The 22,467-nt window shown below is 42.8% G+C and carries 19 protein-coding genes and 1 pseudogene; 8 read left to right on the top strand and 12 right to left on the bottom strand.

Features of this window, described 5'->3' with window-relative positions; all coding sequences use genetic code 11:
- Positions 1-253 precede the first annotated feature (253 nt).
- From AC6RV6_RS23515 to AC6RV6_RS23530, 4 genes are all read left to right on the top strand, one after another.
- Entirely contained in the window at positions 254-2,200 is a 1,947-nt protein-coding gene (locus AC6RV6_RS23515; RefSeq protein ID WP_500243318.1) for an ATP-binding protein, read from the top strand.
- 57 nt (positions 2,201-2,257) lie between these two features.
- A complete protein-coding gene (gene ureA / locus AC6RV6_RS23520) occupies positions 2,258-2,560 on the top strand; it encodes an urease subunit gamma (protein ID WP_500243319.1) in 303 nt (100 codons plus the stop codon).
- A 22-nt stretch (positions 2,561-2,582) separates the two neighbouring features.
- Complete coding sequence (locus tag AC6RV6_RS23525; RefSeq protein WP_500243320.1) at positions 2,583-3,260, top strand: YdcF family protein; 678 nt, start codon at positions 2,583-2,585, stop codon at positions 3,258-3,260.
- A gap of 100 nt (positions 3,261-3,360) precedes the next feature.
- Positions 3,361-4,314, top strand: coding sequence for a hypothetical protein (locus tag AC6RV6_RS23530; RefSeq protein ID WP_500243321.1), 954 nt, complete (start codon positions 3,361-3,363; stop codon positions 4,312-4,314).
- Between the two features lie 25 nt (positions 4,315-4,339).
- Here the strand turns inward: AC6RV6_RS23530 and AC6RV6_RS23535 are convergent, their stop codons facing one another.
- From AC6RV6_RS23535 to AC6RV6_RS23555, 5 genes are all read right to left on the bottom strand, one after another.
- Complete coding sequence (locus AC6RV6_RS23535) at positions 4,340-5,320, bottom strand: diguanylate cyclase domain-containing protein (protein WP_500243322.1); 981 nt, start codon at positions 5,318-5,320, stop codon at positions 4,340-4,342.
- Positions 5,321-5,430: 110 nt separating this feature from the next.
- Entirely contained in the window at positions 5,431-8,706 is a 3,276-nt protein-coding gene (locus AC6RV6_RS23540) for an ATP-binding protein (RefSeq protein WP_500243323.1), read from the bottom strand.
- Between the two features lie 236 nt (positions 8,707-8,942).
- A complete protein-coding gene (locus AC6RV6_RS23545) occupies positions 8,943-10,214 on the bottom strand; it encodes a hypothetical protein (RefSeq protein WP_500243324.1) in 1,272 nt (423 codons plus the stop codon).
- A gap of 41 nt (positions 10,215-10,255) precedes the next feature.
- A complete protein-coding gene (locus AC6RV6_RS23550) occupies positions 10,256-10,801 on the bottom strand; it encodes a type II toxin-antitoxin system VapC family toxin (protein ID WP_500243325.1) in 546 nt (181 codons plus the stop codon).
- Entirely contained in the window at positions 10,743-11,009 is a 267-nt protein-coding gene (locus tag AC6RV6_RS23555; RefSeq protein ID WP_500243326.1) for a hypothetical protein, read from the bottom strand. Before AC6RV6_RS23555 ends, AC6RV6_RS23550 begins: the two co-directional genes overlap by 59 nt.
- Positions 11,010-11,204: 195 nt before the next feature.
- Here AC6RV6_RS23555 and AC6RV6_RS23560 point away from each other — a divergent pair, with 195 nt between their 5' ends.
- The 3 genes from AC6RV6_RS23560 to AC6RV6_RS23570 all read left to right on the top strand — a co-directional run bounded on the left by AC6RV6_RS23560 (position 11,205) and on the right by AC6RV6_RS23570 (position 15,753).
- Entirely contained in the window at positions 11,205-13,478 is a 2,274-nt protein-coding gene (locus AC6RV6_RS23560) for an ATP-binding protein (protein WP_500243327.1), read from the top strand.
- A gap of 87 nt (positions 13,479-13,565) precedes the next feature.
- Complete coding sequence (locus tag AC6RV6_RS23565) at positions 13,566-14,015, top strand: response regulator (protein ID WP_500243328.1); 450 nt, start codon at positions 13,566-13,568, stop codon at positions 14,013-14,015.
- 115 nt (positions 14,016-14,130) lie between these two features.
- Positions 14,131-15,753, top strand: coding sequence for a hybrid sensor histidine kinase/response regulator (locus AC6RV6_RS23570; RefSeq protein ID WP_500243329.1), 1,623 nt, complete (start codon positions 14,131-14,133; stop codon positions 15,751-15,753).
- 56 nt (positions 15,754-15,809) lie between these two features.
- Here the strand turns inward: AC6RV6_RS23570 and AC6RV6_RS23575 are convergent, their stop codons facing one another.
- The 3 genes from AC6RV6_RS23575 to AC6RV6_RS23585 all read right to left on the bottom strand — a co-directional run bounded on the left by AC6RV6_RS23575 (position 15,810) and on the right by AC6RV6_RS23585 (position 19,908).
- Entirely contained in the window at positions 15,810-19,148 is a 3,339-nt protein-coding gene (locus AC6RV6_RS23575) for an ATP-binding protein (protein ID WP_500243330.1), read from the bottom strand.
- A gap of 228 nt (positions 19,149-19,376) precedes the next feature.
- Positions 19,377-19,694 (bottom strand): DUF5615 family PIN-like protein, encoded by a 318-nt coding sequence (locus AC6RV6_RS23580; protein WP_500243331.1) that lies wholly within the window; start codon positions 19,692-19,694, stop codon positions 19,377-19,379.
- Positions 19,675-19,908 carry a DUF433 domain-containing protein gene (locus tag AC6RV6_RS23585; protein WP_500243332.1) on the bottom strand — a complete coding sequence of 78 codons (234 nt, stop codon included), beginning with the start codon at positions 19,906-19,908 and terminating at the stop codon, positions 19,675-19,677. Before AC6RV6_RS23585 ends, AC6RV6_RS23580 begins: the two co-directional genes overlap by 20 nt.
- A 393-nt stretch (positions 19,909-20,301) precedes the next feature.
- Here AC6RV6_RS23585 and AC6RV6_RS23590 point away from each other — a divergent pair, with 393 nt between their 5' ends.
- Positions 20,302-20,967: a pentapeptide repeat-containing protein gene (locus tag AC6RV6_RS23590; RefSeq protein WP_500243333.1), complete on the top strand. Its 666-nt coding sequence runs from the start codon at positions 20,302-20,304 to the stop codon at positions 20,965-20,967.
- Positions 20,968-21,102: 135 nt separating this feature from the next.
- Here AC6RV6_RS23590 and AC6RV6_RS23595 read toward each other — a convergent pair whose 3' ends face one another.
- The 4 genes and pseudogenes from AC6RV6_RS23595 to AC6RV6_RS23610 all read right to left on the bottom strand — a co-directional run.
- Positions 21,103-21,888: a Uma2 family endonuclease gene (locus AC6RV6_RS23595; protein WP_500243334.1), complete on the bottom strand. Its 786-nt coding sequence runs from the start codon at positions 21,886-21,888 to the stop codon at positions 21,103-21,105.
- Positions 21,889-21,899: 11 nt separating this feature from the next.
- On the bottom strand, positions 21,900-22,058 hold the full coding sequence (locus AC6RV6_RS23600) for a DUF4058 family protein (RefSeq protein WP_500243335.1): 159 nt from the start codon (positions 22,056-22,058) through the stop codon (positions 21,900-21,902).
- 39 nt (positions 22,059-22,097) lie between these two features.
- Entirely contained in the window at positions 22,098-22,304 is a 207-nt protein-coding gene (locus AC6RV6_RS23605) for a hypothetical protein (RefSeq protein ID WP_500243336.1), read from the bottom strand.
- 11 nt (positions 22,305-22,315) lie between these two features.
- Positions 22,316-22,462: pseudogene (locus tag AC6RV6_RS23610) on the bottom strand (GIY-YIG nuclease family protein); the annotation flags it as partial.
- Positions 22,463-22,467: the final 5 nt, after the last annotated feature.

A 22,467-nucleotide genomic window follows, 5' to 3' on the forward strand; every position in this document is an offset into this window, starting at 1 on the left:
GGTTGGATGCCCTTTTCTCAACTTAGTTTTACATACTAAGTTCGGTAGACCCCATAGGTGGATAACTTTCACAAGTTTTTCACAAGTTTTTTTAATGGATAACCTTCACAAGTTTTTCACAAGTTTTTTGTACAATCCAAGTTATAGAGAAATTGCCAAATTTGTAGAGGAGGATCGCGATCGATCGAAACTAATGGCTAATAATCTCACGTTTAATAAACGTTTTTTGGAACAAAAAAATAAGAGAAATTCGTTGACTAAAATATACAAAAACCTGTCCCTGCGAGGAAAAATTATTCTTCCCTTCGTCTCTATTTTTATTGCAGTCTGGACGGGAGCGACTCTCAGTATGGGTTATTATGTCAATCGAACTTTAGAACGGAGAGCCTATCGAGAAGCAAGCGCCTTCGCTGCAGTCATTTTGCGGGAATTTGAGCAAGAACGCCAGCAACTCCGTCTCAATGCCCAGTTGCTGGCCGATCGCGAACGCTTGACTCATGCCATACAAAAAGGGGATCTCGTCACCCTACGGCGTATTTTATTACCTTTGAGAATTAGCTTTAACCTCGATCGCATCGCCATCGTCGATCGCCAAGGTCAGTTCCTCGCCGATCTGCGACAATCCAATCTATTAGAGGCAAAACTCGGCGACGAAATCGCCATTTCTCAAGTTCTCAATGGTGTTGCCCTCTCAACCCTCGAGAGTGTAGAGTTTCCCAAAACTGCAAAAATTCGCGATTTTGCCCTATTACTGGGAATGGCTCCGATCAGATCGAGAGAAGGAAGCGAAGGAGGCGTTTTAGTCGGTCGCATTATTGACGATCTTTTGTTGAGTGAAATCGCCCGAGGGATCGAAGGAGTAAATATTGCGGCCTTTCATGGCGATCGCCTCATTGCCAGTAATTTAGCGGAAGTGCATCATTATCCTTGGCAACCGCCCCCCGTCGGGCAAATAGCCCGCATTGCGATCGGCTCTAAAGCTTACATTGCCGAAACTGTCGTTCTTTCCAATTTAGCCGAGACTCAACTGAGTTTAGTATTGTTTCAACCCCTCGCGCCTTTACAAAAAGCTCAACAGCGAGTCTGGAGTATTTTGGGGATTTTTTGCGGCATCGGCGCGATCGTTTCTATGATTGTCGGTCACGCGATCGCCCGCCTCATTACCTATCGAATTAATAGTCTCATCAGTGCCACGGAAAAAGTCGGTTCGGGAAAACTGACAACGCGCCTTCGTATTTCCTCGGATGACGAGATCGGCAAACTTTCACATCGTTTTAATCTCATGGCCGCACAACTGGAGGAGAGAGAAACACAAATTCAAGACCACGTGCAACGATTAGAAAAAGCCCTACAAGATCTATCCGCGACTCAAAGCCATCTCGTGGCCGAAAAAATGTCCAGCCTCGGCAAAATGATCGCCGGGATCGCCCACGAAATCAACAATCCCATCAGTTTTATCTATGGCAATATTCCCCATGCCGATGCCTACTTACAAGAATTGCAGGATTTGCTGGCACTCTACCAAAAACATTATCCCCAACCCGTTGCCGAAATTGCTGCTCGACGCGAAGATATAAATCTAGAGTTTCTCTTTCAGGATTTTGTGAAAATCCTCCGCTCCATGCGTCAAGGTTCCGATCGCATTCGTACCATTGTCCTCGATTTACGCAATTTCTCCCGCTTGGATGAGTCAGAATATAAAGCCGTCAATATTCATCGGGGTTTAGACGGAGCACTCAGTATTGTGCGCCACCGCTTACACGGGAAACCGGGCAAACAAGAGATCGCGATGGTGAAAGAATATGGGGAAATCCCCGAGGTTCACTGTTATGCCGGACAATTAAACCAAGTTTTTTTAAACTTACTGAGTAATGCGATCGATGCCCTAGAACTTCCGCGCCAACGTCCGCGAGAAGGGCAATGGACTCCCGAAATTCACCTCAAAACCAGCTTCGACCCCTGCCAAAAAATCGTTAAAATTCAGATTATTGATAATGGTGAGGGGATCGAAGAAGCGATCGCCGATAAAATTTTTGACCCCTTCTTTACCACCAAAGCGATCGGCCAAGGAACGGGTTTGGGGCTCACCGTCAGCTATCAGATCGTCACCCAAAAGCATCAAGGGAATCTCTCCTGTCATTCGCAATTGGGAAAGGGAACCGAATTTGCGATCGAACTGCCATTAAAAGTTGATAGTTGACGATCGATCGTTGATAATTGAGGTCAATAGTTGATAATTGTTCATTGTTTATTGATAATGCAACTCACTCCTCAAGAGAAAGATAAACTTTTAATTTTTACTGCAGCCCTCCTAGCCGAACGACGCAAAGAGAAAGGACTCAAACTCAATTATCCCGAGTCCGTCGCTTATCTTTCTGCTGCCATTCTCGAAGGTGCCCGAGAAGGGCGCACCGTCGCCGAACTGATGGAATACGGCAGAACCTTACTCCGTCGCGATGACGTGATGGACGGTATCTCAGAAATGCTTCCCGAAGTCCAAGTCGAAGCCACCTTTCCCGACGGCACCAAATTAGTCACCGTCCACGATCCCATCTCTTAACCAATATTTATCGCGATCGCTTATGAAACCTTGGAAATGGCTCAAGCGGCTCGGGCAAATCTTCTTGGGACTATTCCTCCTTTGGGTGCTTGTTTTAGCTTCGCATTTATTGAATGCCGCATCTCACCCAATTGATGCGTTTTTGGTTTTGGGGGGAAGCATTCGCCGCGAAATCTATGCTGCAGAACTGAGCCAAGATTATCCCGATGCTAAAATTTTAATTTCCAACGGTTCTCGAGATCCTTGTATTTGGTTGATTTTCGATCGCGCCAATGCGTCAATGGACAGCGTTTGTTTAGAGAAATGCGCGAAAAATACGTTTGACAATTTTTACTACGCCACCCCGATTTTAAAAGCATGGGGAGTCCAACATATTAAACTCATTACCTCCAAAACTCATCTTCCCCGAGCGCTGTGGATGGCACGCATCCATCTGGGGGTTCGCAACATTTGGGTAGAGTTAGATATTGCTAAAGAAACCGGCGTGCCTGGAAATCGCGAATTTTTACTCAAAACGATTCTCGATGTCACCCGTAGTGGGGTTTGGGCGATCGCGGGTCTTTTTTTACCGAGTCCACAATGCGATCGCATCCAGCCTTTAAAATCAGTAAATATGCAAACATGGCTCAAAAAAGGATTCAAATGCGAACATCAAGCCAAACTCGATAAAATCATTCAACAACTCCAAGAGCAACAATAATCCCCCGCTCCCTCAATTTTCTCTTCCCATTGATAATTGTTCATTGTTCATTGATAATTGAAATAAGTTTCCCATTGAGAATTGTTCATTGATAATTGAAATGAGTAAGCCTGCAAATCGATTCGCCACACTAACCAATTTACTCACCGGGCAGAATATTGTTTTTGTCGGACTGGCTTGGTCCGCAGTCACAGTTTTCTTTTTTCTTTCCTTTAGCATTACGCTTCCGGGGGAAGATAGCCCCCTGTGGTATCAATTGGGAACTTATATCCTCGAAACCTTTCCTTATGGCGTGGCTGCATGGTTGTGCTATCGCAATTGGAAAAGCCCTCAAATTGCTAGCGGACGAGAAGTTTGGTTTTTTATTGGTTTGGGACTGGGGTCCTATTTTCTCGCCAATTTCTTATTCGGAATTTGGGAACTCTATTTCGGCTTAGATCCCGAAATTTCTCCTGCGGATTTGTTTTATGTTGCCTTTACCATTTTTGTCGGTTGGGGGATGATTTTAGCAGTTTTACCGAGACGTTTGAATCTCGAATTCAAACAATGGGGAGTTATTGCTATTGTTGCTATCTTGGGTATTGCTTTTGCTTTATGGTTGAATGCAGCAACGGCTGAGGATGATACAGAAATTGAAGGTGTGGGAACCGGAGCGGCGATCGAACAGGTGGAAATTGAAGAAGATAATCCCTATGAAGGACTGCCAGGATTTATTGTCGCTACCGATCGCTTTTTAGGTGTCTTTGCTAAACCGATCAACTTATTTTATGCGGTGGCTGATGTTGCGCTCATGATCGTAGCCTCCACGTTATTACTCGCATTTTGGGGAGGGCGTTTTTCCCAGTCTTGGCGCATGATTGCGGCGGCGGTACTTTCTAAATATATTGCAGATATGTGGTTAAAATATGTCGCCGCTTTACCCGGACAGTATGAAAGCGGGGGTTTGATGGAAGTATTTTTTGTTTTTGCAGGGGTTTTGTTCGCGATCGGGACGGCTTTAGAATATGACGTTTCTACCAGTCGTCGGGGAAGACGCAGAAGGGGAGCAATGTAATGGGTTATTGGTTATTGGTTATTGGTTATTGGTTATTGGTTATTGTTTCTCGATCGCCCTGAAAACAGACGCAATTTCTACCTTGTTCTTTTGCTTGATAAAGGGCTTTATCAGCTAAGGCGATCGCTTCTTCCGGGGAATTTTCTTGGGTAGGCATGAGGCACGCTACCCCTAAACTTAACGTAACCATCCCGCCGCCAACGTTTCGATCGTGAGGGATTTTTAAGGTTTGTACGGTATGGCGAATAGCTTCTGCAACAGCGAGACCGCCTTGGCGATCGGTATTGGGTAAAATAACAATAAATTCTTCTCCTCCATAACGCGCAACAAGATCGTAAGGTCGCTTGAGTTGCGCTGCGATCCCTCGAGCAACTTGCTGCAAACAGCGATCGCCAGCTTGATGTCCATAGGTATCATTATAGGTTTTGAAGGCATCAAGATCGCACATAATCAGGGAGAGATACTTTTCTTCTCGACAGAGCCTGCGCCATTCTAGTTGCAAACGAAGGTCGAAATAACGGCGGTTGGCCACTTCAGTCAGACCATCAATATTCACCAACTCTTGTAATTTGCGGTTGACTGCTGCCAGTTGGGTATTTTTTTCTTGCAATTCTCGCGTGAGCGATCGCAGTTTTAATTGATTGTCAATTCGCGCTTGCACTTCGGAGAGATGAAAAGGTTTAGTAATATAGTCAACTCCACCCACTTCAAACGCCCGGACTTTATTAAACGCAAGATTCAAAGCACTCAAGAAAATGATGGGAATTTCTACCGTGACGGGATCGGCCTTCAGATACTGACAAACCTGATAGCCATCGATGTCTGGCATCGCGACATCCAGTAAAATCAAATCGGGTCGAGCGCTTTCAGCAACCTGTAGTGCCATTTTTCCAGTTGTGACCTTGCGAACTTTATAACCTTTTTGTGTCAGCATCGTATCGAGAAGGCGTAGATTATCGGGTTTATCGTCAACTAGGAGAATATCGGCTTTAAATGAATCGGACATGGATGATGAATAAACTAAGGTTGATTTCTCTTTTCTTCTCTCTTAATTTTGACATCCTCCTACCGCTAAGCGCTTCGCCATCTCGCAATATTATAGATAAGTCCGAGATATCACGGAATTTTATTGACCAGTGACTTGACAGACTCGAAAATTAAATCGACGCGAAAGTCATCGAGTAGTGCGGCGAGCGATCGCGCTAAATCAGCCTTCTCTGGGGGAATCTCTGCAATGAGTTGCTGCATTCCTTCCTCGTCAGCAACTGACGCAACTTGATAGAATGCCTCAAGCCACGATCGAGGCATGGTTGCGAGAATATCTAAAGCCAGATCGCCCGGAAATTTTGAGACTGATGGGACAGTTTCTACAACAGGAGTCTCGTAAAGATAGCGAATTCCTAAAAGACCGCCAATTTTTTCTAAAAGTATTTTCGCTGGGAAAGGTTTGCTTAGAAAGTCATTGCACCCCGCCTCTAGCATTTGTTCGCGATCGCGATCGAAAGCGCTTGCAGTTAACGCCACGATCGAAGTAGATTTTTTTCTCATTCCTGTTCTTTCTTTTAAGCGAATTTGCCGTGTTGCTTCCTCACCTGTCACGATCGGCATAATCGCATCCATTAAGATTAAGTGAGGTTGCCATCGCTCCCAAAGTGCGATCGCGGCCTCTCCATTCTCGGCTTCGGCAATTTCAAACCCGAAAGGCGCAAGAATCGATCGCAACAATAAGCGATTTTGGCGGAGATCGTCGGCAATTAAAATGCGATAAAGAGGTTGATTTGCAGCGATCGCGATCGGTTTTTGGGCTTCAATTTTGTCAGATTGTTCGGCGATTTGAAAAGGAATAACCAAAGAAAATATTGCCCCGACAACTTCAGAATCTATCGGATCGGATTGCCCAAAGTGTTGAGAAGTTGGCGAAAAAATATAGCCGTGACTGCGAACTGTAATTTCTCCCTCCATTAACTCAACAAATTCACGAGTTAATGCCAGACCCAAACCCGTTCCCTGTCCGGATTTTCGTCCGCTTTCACTTTGCATGAAGGCTGCAAAAATATGCGGCATTTCTTCTGGAGAGATTCCCGATCCCGTATCTCTCACTTCAAAGTAAATTTTAGTGCTGGTGACGGGTGACGGGTGACGGGTAAAGGGTGATAGGTAACTGACTTGTAGATTAATATTGCCTTTTTGGGTAAATTTAATCGCATTGCTTAATAAATTAATCAGTATTTGACGTAACTTGCTTTCATCGCCAATCAGTAGAGAAGGTAAGTCTGGAGAGCGATCGAAGGATAAATGAATTCCTTGAGTTTGAGTTTGCAATTGAAACATACTGTAGAGATTGTCTAAAAGGCGATCGAGACTAAAAGCTCTCTCTTCAAGGAAGACTTTTCCGGCTTCGATTTTAGACATAGAAAGAACATCATTAATTAAACTTAAGAGATGCTCTCCACTGTGTTCGATAATACCGATAAACTTCCGTTGCTCCTTTTGCAGTGTTGCATCCTGATGCAAAAGCTGTGAAAAGCCGAGAATTGCATTGAGAGGAGTTCGTAACTCGTGACTCATGGTAGAGAGAAACTGGCTTTTGGCTAAATTAGCTGCTTCGGCGGCTTCTTTGGCTTGTTGTAGGGCAATATTGACTAAGTGACGGTTAATGCCTAAAGCGATCCCGTTAGCAACGGAAGTTAAAGCGTGGAGAATCGTATCGGAAAAATCTGCGCGATCGCACAACAACAAAATCCCGATCGCTTTTTCATCAACGAAGAGCGGATAAATTGCGATCGCTTTAAATCGATACTTGTGCACCCAATTGGGACAGCAAATCTCATCATCATCGCTTAAAGTATTATTAATATAAGGTTGCCGTTGAGCAAGCACGCGATCGAGATTTAATTTCTCCTCAAGAGCGCGATCGCATTCTTCACTAATGTTTGTTTCTCCTGCGATCGCTTGCCGTTTGAGCTTATCTTGTTCGATCGTCCAGATACAAGTTAACGCCGTATTGAGATTGCGGACTAAACCAAGGGCGCAACATTCAAGGGTATCCTTTAAATCCTGATTTTTGGTGAGGGCAATACCAATCTCTGCATCCAAAGCAGCAAGGCGCATTTGCTCGAAGAGAGCGATCTCGGCTTGTTTTTGTTCGCTGATATCGCGAATAATTAAAAGAACTTCATTTTCCCCACTCTGAGCAATTCGTACTTCTTGATCGTAGCGTCGATCGCCTACGTAAACTTGCTGTTCGTATACTTGCAATTCTTGGGTGGCGAAGGCTTGGGCAATGGCGTGCATTTGTACGGCAATTAACTCCGTCGGTAGCACTTCAGAAATATGTTTGCCAAGGCGATCGGAACATAAGAGTTCGGGAGTATATTGGGCGGGAATATGATCGAGATAGTAGCCATTGCGATCGATTCGCAGCATTAAATCGGGAATAGCGGAAATAATACCGCGATTGCGTGCTTCATTCTGGTACAGAGCAGATTCCATGCGCTTACGGGGAGTGATATCTCGAGCGATCCAGATCGCTTGCCCTCGAGAAAGCGGCGCAATGCTGGCAGAAAACCATTGTTCTCCAAGGCGATAATCAACAACGAGTGGCTCCTGATTAGTGAGAACCCATTGCACTCGCTCTCGATATTCATCCACGCGATCGCCATGGAGAAGGTGTTCGATCGTGCGATCGATTAAGGGTTTCTCGTCAGCTTCCGCCGCCAATACCGAACGAGTAGGAGGAATCTCAATCACTTGGCATCTTTCGTCGAGGATGAGGATAATATCGGTGATGGCTTCGAGAATCGAACGAATATAAGTCTCTGAAAACAATAGCTTTTCTGTGAGAATATTGCGCTCTTCAATTTCTCTTTCTAGTTTTTGATTCGCTTGTTTGAGAGTTTGCGTTCTTTCTTCCACTCTCTTTTCTAAATTTTGATTGAGTTGGCGAACTTGCATTTCGGCAGTGCGGCGATCGCGAATTTGTTGTTCTAAATCTTGGTTAAGCTGCTGGAGTTGACTGGGACTGGCTAATGCTAAGGCTTGTGGGATAATTGGAAAAAGTTCAAGGGTGGTGTAAAAAGAAACTAGAGCGGTTATGCCTTTGATCGCCCCAGAGAGCCAATAGACAGGATGCCAGAGCGTCCAAATGGCCATGAGATGTGTGGTACCACAAGTGACAATAAACGCCCCAAATAAGATAAATAAACCTTTAAACGGCACGTCGTGACGTTGGCGAATAAAATACACCAACATCAGAGGAATGAGATAATAGGAAAGAGCAATAATAAAATCGGCAGTGAGATGTAGTCCTACTAATGGTGTTTGCCAGAGATAACAATGCCCGTGGGGAATATAATAGTTCGGAGATATTAAAGTTTGCCAGAAATTGTTCATCGATCGCCCTGTCAATCTATTTCTTTATTTTTAACACGCACTTCCCAATTGATATGCGATTTTTCAAATCTCTCTGTAAACTTTCTCCATGCAAAACTTTCTCAGAAGAATGACTCTCTTTTTATTTATAGGAAAACATAACGATCGTGGGAATATCTGAGCCGAACTCTTTCGGGTTTATTTTCAGGAAAATCTGTCACCAAGCGAATCTTTTTTGCAAATGATTTCCACGATCGCTATTTCGACTGCTCTAACATCATTTGAGTTTTATAAGTCAGTCCATAATCGGAATTTTCCGAACCTCCCGTGTAATGAATAAAAGTTAGGAAAGTTAAACTAATGGATAATTGCAACAAAACAATGGCCAGTAAAAATTTCAGTCTATTTTCATAGATTCGAGCTAACCAGAAGAAGGGAAATGGAAGAACCACGGGAATATAGTAAGGCACAAAATTAATGGCAGATAACGTAAACATTCCTCCGACTCCTAATCCCATTGCTTTGAGATAAAAAATGAGTTGAGAATCATCTTTCTTTGGTGTCATTTTTTGCCATGAAATCCGCCGAGATTGTCTCAACCATTGAGAGAATGGATATAAACCCAAACCAATGAGAAATAAATGAGCGGGAATCATGAAATAAGTCGGTATTCCTAAAATTAGGGGTTCGCGTAAAAAGTCAGACCAAAAGATATCTTTGAGCGAGTAACTCATATTTACACCTAAAGCTGTTGTCAGCCATTGACTATAAAATTTAGGGACGAGAATACCGACAATTGAAGAACGCGCTCCCTGCCATTGCGGTAATGCTTCTATTAGCCAGAAAAACATGGGAATACTGGCAATAAAAGAGCCACATAACCATCCCAACCAAGCAATATTTTTAAGTGTTTTTTGCTTATAATCGTGCCAAACTGTCCAGAGAAATAAGCCAGCCGTAAAGACAAAACCGCCGAGGTGAATTTGTCCGCTTAATAGCGTAAAAGCACCCCAAAGAAAACTCCCCCAAAATTGCTTTCTGAACCAATGACCAAGAAAACTTAAAAAACAAAACGGTGCGAGGATATCTGGTATCCAAATTTTCCGCGAGAAGAGAATCGCAAAGGGATTAACACTGGCGATCGCAAGTCCCCATAACCAAGATTGTCGCTCATAAGCTGCAATTTGCCGTAAAACAAAGGCAAAAAACGACCATAAGACTAAACTATTAATTCCTCCGATCCAACGCACCATCGCGACAGGATCCTCGGAGAAAGAAGCGATCGCAGCAAAACACCACATATTTAAACCCCCTTGGGGAATTCCGATGGAACTCAAAATCCCGATCGCGGGAAGAGAAATCTCTCCCGTAGCAATTTTCCGCGCTTGTTCAAAAGTCCAGATTTCTTCATTTTTCCACTCCATATCCATCGCCCAAATTAGCCGGAGAATCGTGCCAATAATCAGAAAACTGATAATAAGCAAGAGTTGAATTTGAGAGGAGTTGAGTTTATTTTTAAGGATTAACATTAAAGGCTTTAATTTATTATCAAAAACATCTATATATATAATTATGGACTCGAAATAGTCCAATCTTCCCATGTTAAATTTGGAACTTGCTCGAAATGCCGACGATTTCGAGTAACAACTATTCCATTGACAGAAATTGCGATCGCGGCAATTCGTAAATCTCTCGTTCCGATTTTGCGGACATCTTTTTGTTGTATTAATGCTTCACAGATATCACTTGCTTTTGCTGTAAAATCGAGAACTTGAATGGTTTGAAAATATCTTAACGTTGCTTGTAGCCTGGCATAAGCCGCTATTTGCTGTGTTGATGAAGATGCTCGGCGAACCATCTTCAGACTTCCTCGAACTTGCTCTTCTACCGTTACTATAGTTGTTGCAATCTCTTGAAAATCTAAAGAATTAACGCGCTGCTGTATTATAGAATCCGATCTTTGGAATAGTGAAACACAATCAGTGTCAAGAATATAAAAAGGAATTTTTATCATTTTTCGTACAATCTTGTTTTCTTGGCGTATTTGAGATAAAAATTTAGATTTTTGCCAATTCTTCTGCTTCTCGTTTGCAGTAATAATCTTCCATTTCTGCATCAAATTGACGGCGATCTTCTTCCATCAATGTCAACATCTCATCAAATTCAGGATCGTCTTTAAACATTCCTGCAAATTGCATCCAAGGATTCTCTTTGGATTTGCTGATGTTATCTTCGATCGCCTTGAGAACTATTTGTTGCTCTTCGTGAGACAGTTGTTTCACTAATTCTACGATCTGTTCTGTGGTTAAGTTAAGAACTGGCATGGGACTATACTCTGATGCTTGTCGTACTTTCCTTGTCATACTCTCATTGTAGTTGTTTCAATGGCAATACTGCCTCAAGGAGGCGATCGCACAATAAAACCCGATCGCATTGCCACCCTTTCCCATAAGTCAAGATTATTTTCACAAATCTTAAAATAATGTAAAATTTAGAAACAAGTAGAAAAAATCAAGGTAATGATCCAGTCCGATCGCGCACCCGATAACGAAAATTCGAATCTTCGCAGGCCGGGGTCAATTCAACCCCACGGCATCTTATTGGCGATCGCAGAACCTCATTACACCATCCAATACATCAGTAATAATACTCAAGATTTTCTCGGAATAGCTCCTCGCGACCTCCTCGGACAGTCGATCTCCACCCTCCTCAACCCATCGCAACAAGCTCTCCTACAACAAGCCTCGAGCAAACCCATCGGAGCCAGGATATCTTTAATGTTATCTCTGCAAACAGACTGGGGAAAACAAGAATTCGATGCGATCGCCTATCGGATCGCCGAAGTTATCATCATTGAATTAGAACCCAAAAATCCTGCAAGCGAGGAAAATTTACCCAATTTTTCGACTTGGGTTCGAGAAACTCTGACTAACTTGCAAATGACTTCAACTTTAAGAGAATTCTTTGCAGTTGTAGCAACAGAAGTACGAAATATAACTCAATTCGATCGCGTTATGGTCTATCAATTCGATCGCCAAGGTGCAGGAGAAGTCATTGCTGAGGAAAAAACAGAGACACTCACTCCTGCTTATTTGGGATTGCATTATCCCGCCACAGATATTCCCGAAGCCTCGCGAGAAATATATTTGCAATCTCGCCTGCGCTTAATTCCCGATCTTGCGGCACATTCCGTGCCAATAATGACGACTGAAAATATATCCTCCGACGCTCTCGATCTGAGCTTTTCAATTTTGAGAAGCGTCGATTCTTGTTGCGTTGAATATCATCAAAATATTGGTGCAAAAGCGATTCTCGTGATTCCTCTCATCCATGAAAATAAGTTGTGGGGACTTATTTCGTGCCATCATCAAACTCCCAAATATTTTTCTCATTCTCTACGCGTCGCGTGCGAACTATTGGGGCAATTTGTCTCCCTAGAACTTGCCAATAAAATCAAACAAGAGGAACTCGATTACAAACTCGAACTGCGATCGCATCATTCTCAACTTCTTGAAGCGATCGCCAAGCAAAAGAACCTGAAAACAGCCTTACTCCATCCCGATCCTCGTTTCTTAGAATTAGTCGGGGCGACGGGTATGGCAATTTATCTTAATCATGAGACTGTCCTCTTGGGAAATACCCCCGATCGAGCAGAAATTGACCCCCTCATTAAATGGCTCGATTCTCAGGGAAATGAGAGTTTATTTCACACTGATTCTTTAGCGCGAAACTATCCTCAAGGAGAAGCGATCGCAGATACGGCTAGCGGACTTCTCTTACTCAGAATTTCTCAAATTCGCCGTTATTATTTACTTTGGTTTCGTCCGGAAGTCATCCAAACCGTAACATGGGCAGGAGAACCGCAGGAATCCTTGCAAGTTGACGCAGAGGGTCGCATTGTCCTCAGTCCGCGATCGTCCTTTGCACAATGGCAAGAAACTGTACGCTTTACCGCTAAACCGTGGCTGACAAGCGAAATAGAAAGCGCAATGGAGTTTAGAAATGCTCTCATCGGTTTAGTTCTCGATCGCGCCGACGAACTCACCCGACTCAACCGAGAATTAGAACGCAGCAACCGCGAACTCGCTTCTTTTGCCTTTGCTGCATCCCACGACCTCAAGGAACCTCTACGGGGCATTCATAATTATTCCACTTTTCTCTTAGAAGACTATGCCAATGTCCTAGACAAAGCTGGAGTCGATCGCTTAAAAACGTTGGTTCGTTTGACCCAGAGAATGGAATCTCTGATTGATATTCTCCTCAATTATTCCCGTCTCGGTCAAACCGAACTCCACCTCGAAGCGATCGACCTTAACATTCTCCTCAAACAAGTCATTACGATTTTTCGTGCCAGTAACCCAGATAGTTCCCTAGAGATTCGTCTTCCCCATCCTTTACCTTCCGTTTGCTGCGATCCCGTTCTCATCAATGAAGTGTTTAGCAACCTGATTACGAATGCCTTTAAATACAACAATAAACCCGAGCCGTGGGTTGAAATCGGTTTTCTGCAATCTGAAGAGAAACAGCACCATCAACAATTGTCCAAACAAGATGTACCGACGGTGACTTACTATGTTCGAGACAATGGGATCGGCATTCGAGAACGCCATCGCGAGACCATTTTTCGCCTCTTTAAGCGACTCCATGCCAAGCATAAATATGGGGGTGGGATGGGAGCCGGACTAGCGATCGTGAAAAAAATTATCGAGCGACACGGCGGTCAAATCTGGTGCGAGTCTACCTATGGAGAAGGCTCGGCTTTTTACTTTACCCTGATGCGATCGCAACCTTAAGAAAAAGTGAGTTTTGATACATATCTTTACAAATGACCCGTAAGATACCAAAAAATAACATTTAGTAAACTTTCTTTAAGATCGCGCATGAAAGCAATTCTTGAGAAAATCTTACTGGTTGTGGAAGATAGCGATGAAGACTTCGTAGTATTACAGCGTTTTATGACGCGACTTGAGGTACAAACCCCCATTTATCGTTGTGTTGATGGAGATGAAGTCTTAGATTTTCTTTACCAAGAAGGAGATTATCAGGATGCAGTGTCAGCCCCTCGCCCTTCAGCCATTCTCCTCGACCTGAATCTACCCGGTGTTGACGGTCGCGAACTCCTCGAACAGCTTAAAAAAGATGAGAGTTTGAAAGCGATTCCGATTATCATCTTTACCACCTCCTCAAACCCCGAGGATATCGAATGGTGCTATCAACGGGGAGCCAACGGCTATTTAATTAAACCGGTCAACTCCCTCGAGCTGCAAAAAACCATTCGGGCTTTTGTCGAATATTGGCTGGAAAGTAATATTCCTCCCATTGCCAGTTAGCGATCGCTACACCCGATTGCCAGTTTTGTTGCATTGCGTTAAGATTTTCTTTAGAATTAAGAAATCTTTAAATCTTTGTTCCGGAGAGAAGCTCATTCCTTCATCTCCGTGCTATATGAAGCAGTCACGAACGCTTTTAATTATTGATGATTGTGTAGAGGATCGGGAAGTTTATCGCCAATACCTGTCAAAAGACCCGCACCAATCCTACCGCTTTCTCGAAACTGACTCGGCAGAAGAAGGACTTGTGCTCTGCCAGAATAATACTTGCGATCTAATTTTACTCGATCTCCAATTGCCGCAAATGGACGGCTGGGAATTTCTCGATGAATTGAGAGAGAAAAATATTGTTTTACCCACAATCATTTTAACGGGCTATGGGAGCGAGGCGATCGCGGTACAAGCCCTAAAAAAAGGCGCTCGAGATTATTTAGCCAAAGCGCATCTCAAACCCGATATTTTGCAGCTTACCGTTCGCAATACCCTCGAGCGATCGCATTTGCAAAAACAACTGAGAAAAACCCAAGAACAACAGCGACTCATTGCCATGATGTCCCTTCGCATTCGGCAATCCTTGGAACTCGAACAAATCTTGCAAACGGCGGTAATGGAGGTGCAGAGCCTTCTCGAGTGCGATTATACGGCAATTTATCAGTTTACTGAGAGCGATCGCGGCGAAATTGAGAAAATACGAGCAAGCCAAGAAGATTGCGATCGCCAACACAATTCCAAACAATTTTGTTATCGCAGCAAAGATAGCGAAAATGTTACTCTCGTCTGCGAAGCAAAACTTAAACCAGATTGCGAGAACCCATTAAAAACAAGAGAAATAAAGACTAATTTAGAGATTCCCATTACCCTCAATACTGGTGAGAACACCAAGCAATTACCTTGGGGATTTCTCCTCATTCATCACTGTTCTCAAAAGCGTCAGTGGCAGAGCGAAGAAATTGAAATCCTTCACCAAGTTTCCGTCCAATTAGCCCTTGCCATTCAACAAGCAGAATTACTGGAAAAAACCCGAGTCGCTCTCAGAGAAGAACAAAGATTGAATGCGTTTAAATCTAAAATTGTCGCCACTGTTTCCCATGAATATCGAACCCCTTTAGCCACAATTCTCGCTGCAGCTTCAACCTTAAAACAGCATGGAGAATCGTTAAAACCTGCAAAACAAGAACGATTTTTACAGCTTATCGAAAATAAATCTAGGCATATGTCTCGACTCATTGACGATATTCTCTGTATCGATCGCATCAAACGGAAAAAGATTGAATTTAAACCCATTCACATCGAATTGATGCCATTTTTTGCAACTTTGATTCAAGAACATCAGGAACAGAAAAGCGATCTTTGCGAATTAAATCTTAAATTTTCGGGTAATCTGAAGAATTTTCATGGCGATCGCAGAATACTCGAACAAATTTTCGATAATTTAATCTCTAATGCGATTAAATATTCTCCCAATGGAGGACAAATCGAACTTTCTTTAACAGGTAAAGAAGATAAGGTTATTTTTTCCATTCGCGATGAAGGAATTGGGATTCCACTAGAAGAGCAAACAATAATTTTTCAATCTTTTCATCGTGGGAGTAATGTGGATACAATTCCGGGAACGGGTTTGGGTTTAGCCATTGCCAAAACACAAGTAGAGTTACACAATGGTGCAATTTCTTTAAACAGTGAATTAGGACGCGGTACTGAAGTTATCGTTACTCTACCCAAAGGAATGCAAAATTAGAAATTTTCTCATTCTTATTGTAGAAGTTATTAATTCTTGCGATAACCGATCGCTGTTTACAAGTCTACATATTGTAAACAACGCTGTAAATACAAGCGAGCCACAAGATCTCCTGCATTCCCTTGTAAGCATTCCTCAAAGCATTTTGCTGCTTCCGAAAAAGATTTTTGCCAATATAAGAAAATTCCTTCTTCAAAACGAGAAGCTGTTTCGATTTTAAGTTCTCGACTTTTAGGATCGTCTCCATCCAAGACTTCAAAAATCGCAACTTCCCGATTTTTTCCCTTCACTTTCACTTTGTCGATAAAGCGAAAATTATACTCGACGGGATTATTCAAAGCCGCTAAAGTATGATGGGAAATGACTAAATTAATGCTATATTCTTTAGTCAGTTGTTCCAAACGAGACGCTAAATTCACAGTATCACCGATCGCTGTCCCATCCATACGATTCGAGCCTCCCACAATTCCCAGCATAAAAGAACCGGTATTGATACCAATACCGATTTTAATTTTAGTTTGGTCATTGCGATCGCGATCGGCATTATATTCATTTAAGCGATCGAGAATCGCAATTCCAGCCTTTAACGCATCGTCAGCAGTTCCTCCAAATAATGCCATAATCTCATCGCCGATAAATTTATCGATGAAACCATTATGTTCGGTAATAGAGGGTTCCATATAAGCCAAATAAGAATTAATAAATTGAAAATTCTCTTCAGGCGTTAATTTTTCACTCAATGTGGTAAAATTACGAATATCGGCAAAAAGAACAGACATTTCCTGTTGAATTTGATCTCCTAAATTGACATCGAGAATTGTTTCTTTTTTCAAGAATTCTAAGAATTGACGCGGGACAAAACGACTGTAAGCTTGATTGATAAAAGAAAGTTGTAAATGAGTTTTAATTCTCGCGAGGAGTTCGGATTTAGAAATCGGTTTGGTTAAATAATCATTAGCTCCAGAATTGAGTCCTTCTACGAGATCGGAAACTTGATTTTTTGCAGTTAGCATTAAGATTGGCAGTTCGCTGGGGAGATATTTTTCTCGCAATTTTTGACAGACTTCGTATCCCGTCATGCGCGGCATCATAACATCCAGTAAAATTAGATCGGGTTGCAAACCATTTTCGATCGCATCCAAGGCTTCCCAACCATTATTAGCTTGCGCGATCTCATAATTTTCCAAAGCTAAATAATTAACCAAAACTTGCAGATTTACCGGTTCGTCATCAACAATTAAAATTGTGAATTGTCGTTCCTGTGTTGCATAAGAAGGGATAATTAAATCGTTCTGTTGTATCTCTTCTTCGAGTAAAATATAGTTTCTTGTTCGGTCTTCTTTTAGCGCTTTTGTTATATTTTTTTCTCGTTTATTTTCAGGTGCGATCGGCAGTGTAAAAATAAATTTAGAGCCTCGATTGAGTATCGATTCAACCCAAATTGTACCGCCATGTAATTCAATTAATTGTTTGGTAATCGTTAATCCTAAACCCGTCCCTCCATATTCTCTCGCTGTCGAACCGTCAGCTTGTTCAAAAGATTCAAAAATTCGTTCGATTTTATCTTCTGGAATGCCAATTCCTGTATCGGAAACTGTTATTTCTAGGAAGGAAGATTGAGAGGAATTATTTTGCTTCTTGATTTTTGCCAAAATTTCGACTCTGCCAACATTGGTGAATTTAATTGCATTCCCTACTAAATTATAGAGAATTTGCTGCAATCGATTTTCGTCGGCCTGCACGGAAGGTAAATTGGCTGGAATAGCATTAACTAATTTAATATCTTTTGAACCGATCGCAGTTTGACTCAAGTTCAAAACCACTTCGGCAATTTCTCGCATGCCAATCGCCTTTAATTGTAATTCTATATTGTTATGGCGCAACTTAGAAAAGTCGAGAATATCATTGACTAAATTGGCTAAGCGATGTCCGCTTTGGGAAACCATTAATAAGTTTTTTTGTTGCAGTTTGGAAAGTTGACCGGTTGCCCCTTCTAACATCGACTCGGTAATGCCAATCATCCCATTTAAGGGCGTTCGTAGCTCATGGGAAGTATTCGCTAAAAATTCATTTTTGAGGCGATCGAGGCGCTGTAGTTCTGCATTTTGTGCTTCCAATGTCTGAAAAGATTCTTGTAACTGAATTGCCATTGTATTAAACGATTGAGCCAACTCTCCCAACTCATCCGATCGCTCAATCGGGACGGTTTGCTCCCAATCTCCAGCCGATAACTTTTTCGCCGCTTCATTGAGGCTAAAAATACCCCGTGCGATCCAGCTAGAGGTCATGATTCCAATTGCGATCGCGACTATCAAGGCAATAATACAGAGCAAAATCGTCGTGCGGGTATTGGCATGAATTCGCGCCATAAAATCAACTTCGGGGACGGCGACGATAATGAGCCAATCTAAGCCAAATTCATCTTGATAAGGCGTGACTTGTAAGAGTTGTTTCTCGCCATCCAGATTAAAGGTTAATTGTTGAATTTGTTCAATGCGATCGAATTCGCCAAATTTAGCGAGTAAATATCTTGCCGTAGCTCCAATTAAAGGATTATTACTTTCCGTTGCTTCAAGGCGTTTGGGTTTGTCATCTTCTTCAATAAAAGGCAGATCTTTGGTTGAGGAAGCCACTAATAATCCGTTACGATCGATAATAAATGTTTCTCCGGTTGTGCCAATTTCTAAACTTTGGAGAAATTCACCGATCGCTAACAAAGAAAGATCCACAGCAAAAACTGCTTCGAGATCTCCCTCTTCATCATAAATTGGACGCAAAGCAGGTAAAGCCAGATTCTCATAAGGAGCCACCCAAACGTAAACATCCCCCCATATGGGTTTACCTGCTCGTTTTCCTGCTAAATACCAAGGTCTTTGTAAAAGATTGTAATCGGGTGAAGCAGAAAGCAATTCCGTGCGATCGCCTTGGTTGTTGGTGGCATAGGTTTCAAAGTTGCGATCGGGAGTCTCTACAAAAGAATAAGCAACGTTGGGTAATTTACCCGGAACGAATTCCGCACCGCTAAATAATCCTTGTATCGTGCCAAGATAAATATAAGATGCGTCGGGAAATACCTGAACTTGTCGCCACATATGGCGTTCGAGAGCGAGGGGGTCGTTTAAATCTAATTTACCTAATTTTACGTCATCGGCGCTAATGCGGTTGATCAGATGAGGGGTACCGAGATAGGTATTGAGACGTTGTTGAATGCGATCGGTAATTTCGCCTTGCAACTGTCCTGCCAAGTCGTCTACCGCTTCCTGTCCGTTGCGAAAGGAAAGATATCCCGTCAGTCCCACTACAATGACAATTTGCAATACGAAAGGGACGACGAGAAGGACGCGCAGAGGTATCTTACCTAAAAGATTGGCGATCGGACGGTTGAGGGCAGACATGGGAATAATGGGAATGGAGATCGTAGTTCTCTTTTCATCGACTGTACCCCAACCAACCGGAAAATTGCGATCGCGATTATCGGATTTGTGGTTATTGTAGAGACAAACACGAAGAGATAGTGCAGATACTTAACGCATGGAAATTTTGATTGAATCCACAAAAGGATTTGAGGGCGATCTTGCTCAACTCAGTCCAGCCGAAAAAACAGCGATCGTCGATCTCATTGATTAAAGAACTAAAATTGCTTGTCCTTTTTCCGCTTTAGTTAGAGCAGCCAAAACTTTTGAGGCTAAAGGTTGCAAATCTGCTAATCGATTAGATGGTGCTTGTAAAACAATCACTGCCAAATCGAATTTCGATAAATTCTGCTCAGACGATAAATTGCGATCGACTGTGATAAAAACGTCAAACTCTACTTCGGCCAGTGTGAGAAGTTGACCGTTTTTTGTACCTGCCCATCCCATTTGCGGTACTGTTTTAATCTCATAATTGCCAAATTCTCTAGCAAATCGGCGATCGATACACTCATCTAACAGAATTTTCATTCAAAAAACCGTAACATTGCTGCTCTAATTCTTCTAGTAAAGCGATCGCTTGCTCTCTGGTAACAGTGGGAAATCCATCTAAAAAATCGTTAATCGATTCTCCTGCTTTGAGATAATCCCAAAAAGTCTGTACGGGAACTCGAGTGCCAGCGAAAACAGGAGTTCCACTCATAATTTCGGGAGATGTGCTAATGGTTGAGATAGTTTTTAGCATAAGTTCTACTTTTTACGATCTCCTATTCAATCGTATCAGATCGGGAAAGCCCGAGCGATCTATCGGGATTTTTGCTGATGAGTCAATAGTTTTTGTGTATCTTGCTTGCGATCGCTCCCAAATCCGATTCCTACTTTTGTCAACACTGACACCCTCCCAAAATATTGCCTATTTCTTCATCCCGATCTTGATGCTGGCATTGGTAAAGAGATCCGTCGTAGTTGTGGAGGACAGGTTATGTGGTTTTTTATAGTTATAGTTTTAGTCTTTGGGTTAGTAATTATATCGGCTTTGGTGATGGAATCGAGAGATCTTCGGGAGGTACCCCTGTGGTACATGGGGATAAGGATTGAGGAGGCTAAGAAGAAACTGGTGCCGGGACTGAGACGGGGAGTGCACGAGTGGAATGAGTGGAGGGAGAAGCATCCGGGCATTAGGTTTGATCTTGACTATAATACTGACTTCAGTGGTTTCAATCTCAGTGGTATCGACTTCAATTACATTGGACTCTGTGGCGCTAAACTCAATAATGCCAACCTCAGCCGTGCTAACCTCAGAGGTGCCCTCCTTAGAGTCGCCGATCTTAATAATACCAACCTCAACTACGCTAACCTTGTTTATGCAGATCTCACAGGTGCTAATCTCACAGGTGCGAATCTTAGTGGAGCCAATCTTAGAGAGGCTCATGTCGATCGAACTCGACTTAGTGGTGCTAATCTCAGTGGTGCTAATCTCAGTGGTGCTAATCTCAGTAGTGCTGACCTCAGTGGTGCTGACCTCAGTGGTGCTGACCTCAGTGGTGCTAATCTCAGTAGTGCTGACCTCAGTAGTGCTGACCTCAGTGGCGCTGACCTCAGTGGCGCTGGCCTCAGTGGTGCTAATCTCAACCGTACCAATCTTAATAGTGCTAATTTCAATGGAGTAATCTGTAATTTTATTTATTTGGGTTATGACAAATATACCAAGAAATACACTAATCGCTATCCCTCTCATCCCTACCAGACTTTTGCGCCTGGAGAGTTTGTCCAATTTATTCGGCAATTTTATAGAAACTACTGAACAATTGGAAGACTCCCCTCTACTGACAGAGATCGACCATCCCGCAGCCAAAGTCCTCAGAGCCGGATTTGAAGAACTGCTCTCGGACTGAATCCGAGGTAGGTTTATGAGGTTTTCTGCTACCTTACTTATGTTTTAGGCAAGATTATCGGGGTCTAAACCCATTTCCGTAAGGCGATCGCGTAACCCTTGCAATGCTGCTTCAGCTTGTTCGGCTCGTTGTTGTTGTTGGTTGGCTCGTTCTCCTTCTTCTTGATACGTTCTCAAATATTCTTCTGTATGAGGGTTGAAAAATCGGAGCTGACCATTAGCAAGCAAGCAAACATCTAATCCCAAAACCTCCGAATAGATTGACATTGAACCATCTTCTCTCCTTTCTGAGGTCATGGGTTGGTAAACCCCATTGACCAAATGCTGTCCCTTCAAAGATGGATCGAGATAGTCCCCAGTGGGATCGTATTGGAAGTATTCCGAGACCCCTAATTGAGTGTAGATTATAGGTTTTTGTTCCTCGTCTTTCTTCCAAGTCTTTGCGGAAGTGATCTCAAGAACCCAGTCCGGTGTCCTTCCCCCTTCTAGCCAAACTCTGAAACTCCTTCGTGGTCGGTTCTCTACGTCAAAGACGACAAAAACATCGGGACAGACGGCTGCATCCGGAATACCTCGCTCGTAAGAAAGCCAGAGATTGCCTGAAACGTAAACATTTTCCCGTTCTTGAAAGTAGAGTTTGAGGCTCTCAACACCATAAACTAAGTAATCTCGTGCGGGGTCGCTTTCTGCCATTGGTTCACCATCCGGCTCGGGGTAAATGATGGGAGTTTTTAGGGATGCAAGAGTCATGGTTTGAGGAAAATGGCTATTTTTTAATTGTACCGATTTTCCTGTAATTGGAGATTCTCCTTCTTGAAAATGCGATCGCATTTATCCAAGGCTCATGTTAAAGTATGAAAAATCTCGATCGCAATCCGATATTTTTCGCTCAATTGGTCGACAAGAACATCAGCGATCGCGACAATGAGACGACTGTGAATTTCCGGCCAAAGATCGGGATTTTCCAAATAAGAATCCATACCGGAAAATAGAGATTGCATGGCTTCATCCTCACGATACTCGATCGCTCTCAATATTATTTACTGGCCGCGTCCGGGCTGGCAATCTACAAAACTTAATGCTTCTGTATCGAGGAAACTTGCGATCGCCATTTCGAGAACTGCTTCAATGGGATATTCAATTTCAGTCGCACGGGCAATTAAAGCAGAGCGAATCTTTTCTGGCAAACGTTCTAAAATCATTTCGGCATCAGAGGAAGAAAGTTGCTCTAAAAGTTGGGCTTGCATAAGCTTACGATTTTATGTCTAATTGCATAAATGCCGGGACGAGAGGGAATCGTATTAAAATTGCGATTCAAAAGTTGACATTGTTCAAAGGGAGTGAACGCGATCGCATCGAGAATGCTTTGGGCTTGGATTTGTAATTTTGAGTGATTTGTTGGCATAAAAA

The sequence above is a fragment of the Spirulina sp. LEGE 11439 genome (assembly GCF_059821285.1).

What these genes read in the sequence shown, in the direction of transcription:
- AC6RV6_RS23580 (WP_500243331.1), bottom strand. Translation starts at nt 19,694, where the DNA reads ATGAAAATTCTGTTAGATGAGTGTATCGATCGCCGATTTGCTAGAGAA.
- AC6RV6_RS23585 (WP_500243332.1), bottom strand. Translation starts at nt 19,908, where the DNA reads ATGCTAAAAACTATCTCAACCATTAGCACATCTCCCGAAATTATGAGT.
- AC6RV6_RS23570 (WP_500243329.1), top strand. Translation starts at nt 14,131, where the DNA reads ATGAAGCAGTCACGAACGCTTTTAATTATTGATGATTGTGTAGAGGAT.
- AC6RV6_RS23550 (WP_500243325.1), bottom strand. Translation starts at nt 10,801, where the DNA reads ATGCAGAAATGGAAGATTATTACTGCAAACGAGAAGCAGAAGAATTGG.
- AC6RV6_RS23540 (WP_500243323.1), bottom strand. Translation starts at nt 8,706, where the DNA reads ATGAACAATTTCTGGCAAACTTTAATATCTCCGAACTATTATATTCCC.
- AC6RV6_RS23565 (WP_500243328.1), top strand. Translation starts at nt 13,566, where the DNA reads ATGAAAGCAATTCTTGAGAAAATCTTACTGGTTGTGGAAGATAGCGAT.
- AC6RV6_RS23605 (WP_500243336.1), bottom strand. Translation starts at nt 22,304, where the DNA reads ATGCAAGCCCAACTTTTAGAGCAACTTTCTTCCTCTGATGCCGAAATG.
- ureA (WP_500243319.1), top strand. Translation starts at nt 2,258, where the DNA reads ATGCAACTCACTCCTCAAGAGAAAGATAAACTTTTAATTTTTACTGCA.
- AC6RV6_RS23575 (WP_500243330.1), bottom strand. Translation starts at nt 19,148, where the DNA reads ATGTCTGCCCTCAACCGTCCGATCGCCAATCTTTTAGGTAAGATACCT.
- AC6RV6_RS23545 (WP_500243324.1), bottom strand. Translation starts at nt 10,214, where the DNA reads ATGTTAATCCTTAAAAATAAACTCAACTCCTCTCAAATTCAACTCTTG.
- AC6RV6_RS23600 (WP_500243335.1), bottom strand. Translation starts at nt 22,058, where the DNA reads ATGCAATCTCTATTTTCCGGTATGGATTCTTATTTGGAAAATCCCGAT.
- AC6RV6_RS23555 (WP_500243326.1), bottom strand. Translation starts at nt 11,009, where the DNA reads ATGCCAGTTCTTAACTTAACCACAGAACAGATCGTAGAATTAGTGAAA.
- AC6RV6_RS23595 (WP_500243334.1), bottom strand. Translation starts at nt 21,888, where the DNA reads ATGCGATCGCATTTTCAAGAAGGAGAATCTCCAATTACAGGAAAATCG.
- AC6RV6_RS23530 (WP_500243321.1), top strand. Translation starts at nt 3,361, where the DNA reads ATGAGTAAGCCTGCAAATCGATTCGCCACACTAACCAATTTACTCACC.
- AC6RV6_RS23560 (WP_500243327.1), top strand. Translation starts at nt 11,205, where the DNA reads ATGATCCAGTCCGATCGCGCACCCGATAACGAAAATTCGAATCTTCGC.
- AC6RV6_RS23525 (WP_500243320.1), top strand. Translation starts at nt 2,583, where the DNA reads ATGAAACCTTGGAAATGGCTCAAGCGGCTCGGGCAAATCTTCTTGGGA.
- AC6RV6_RS23535 (WP_500243322.1), bottom strand. Translation starts at nt 5,320, where the DNA reads ATGTCCGATTCATTTAAAGCCGATATTCTCCTAGTTGACGATAAACCC.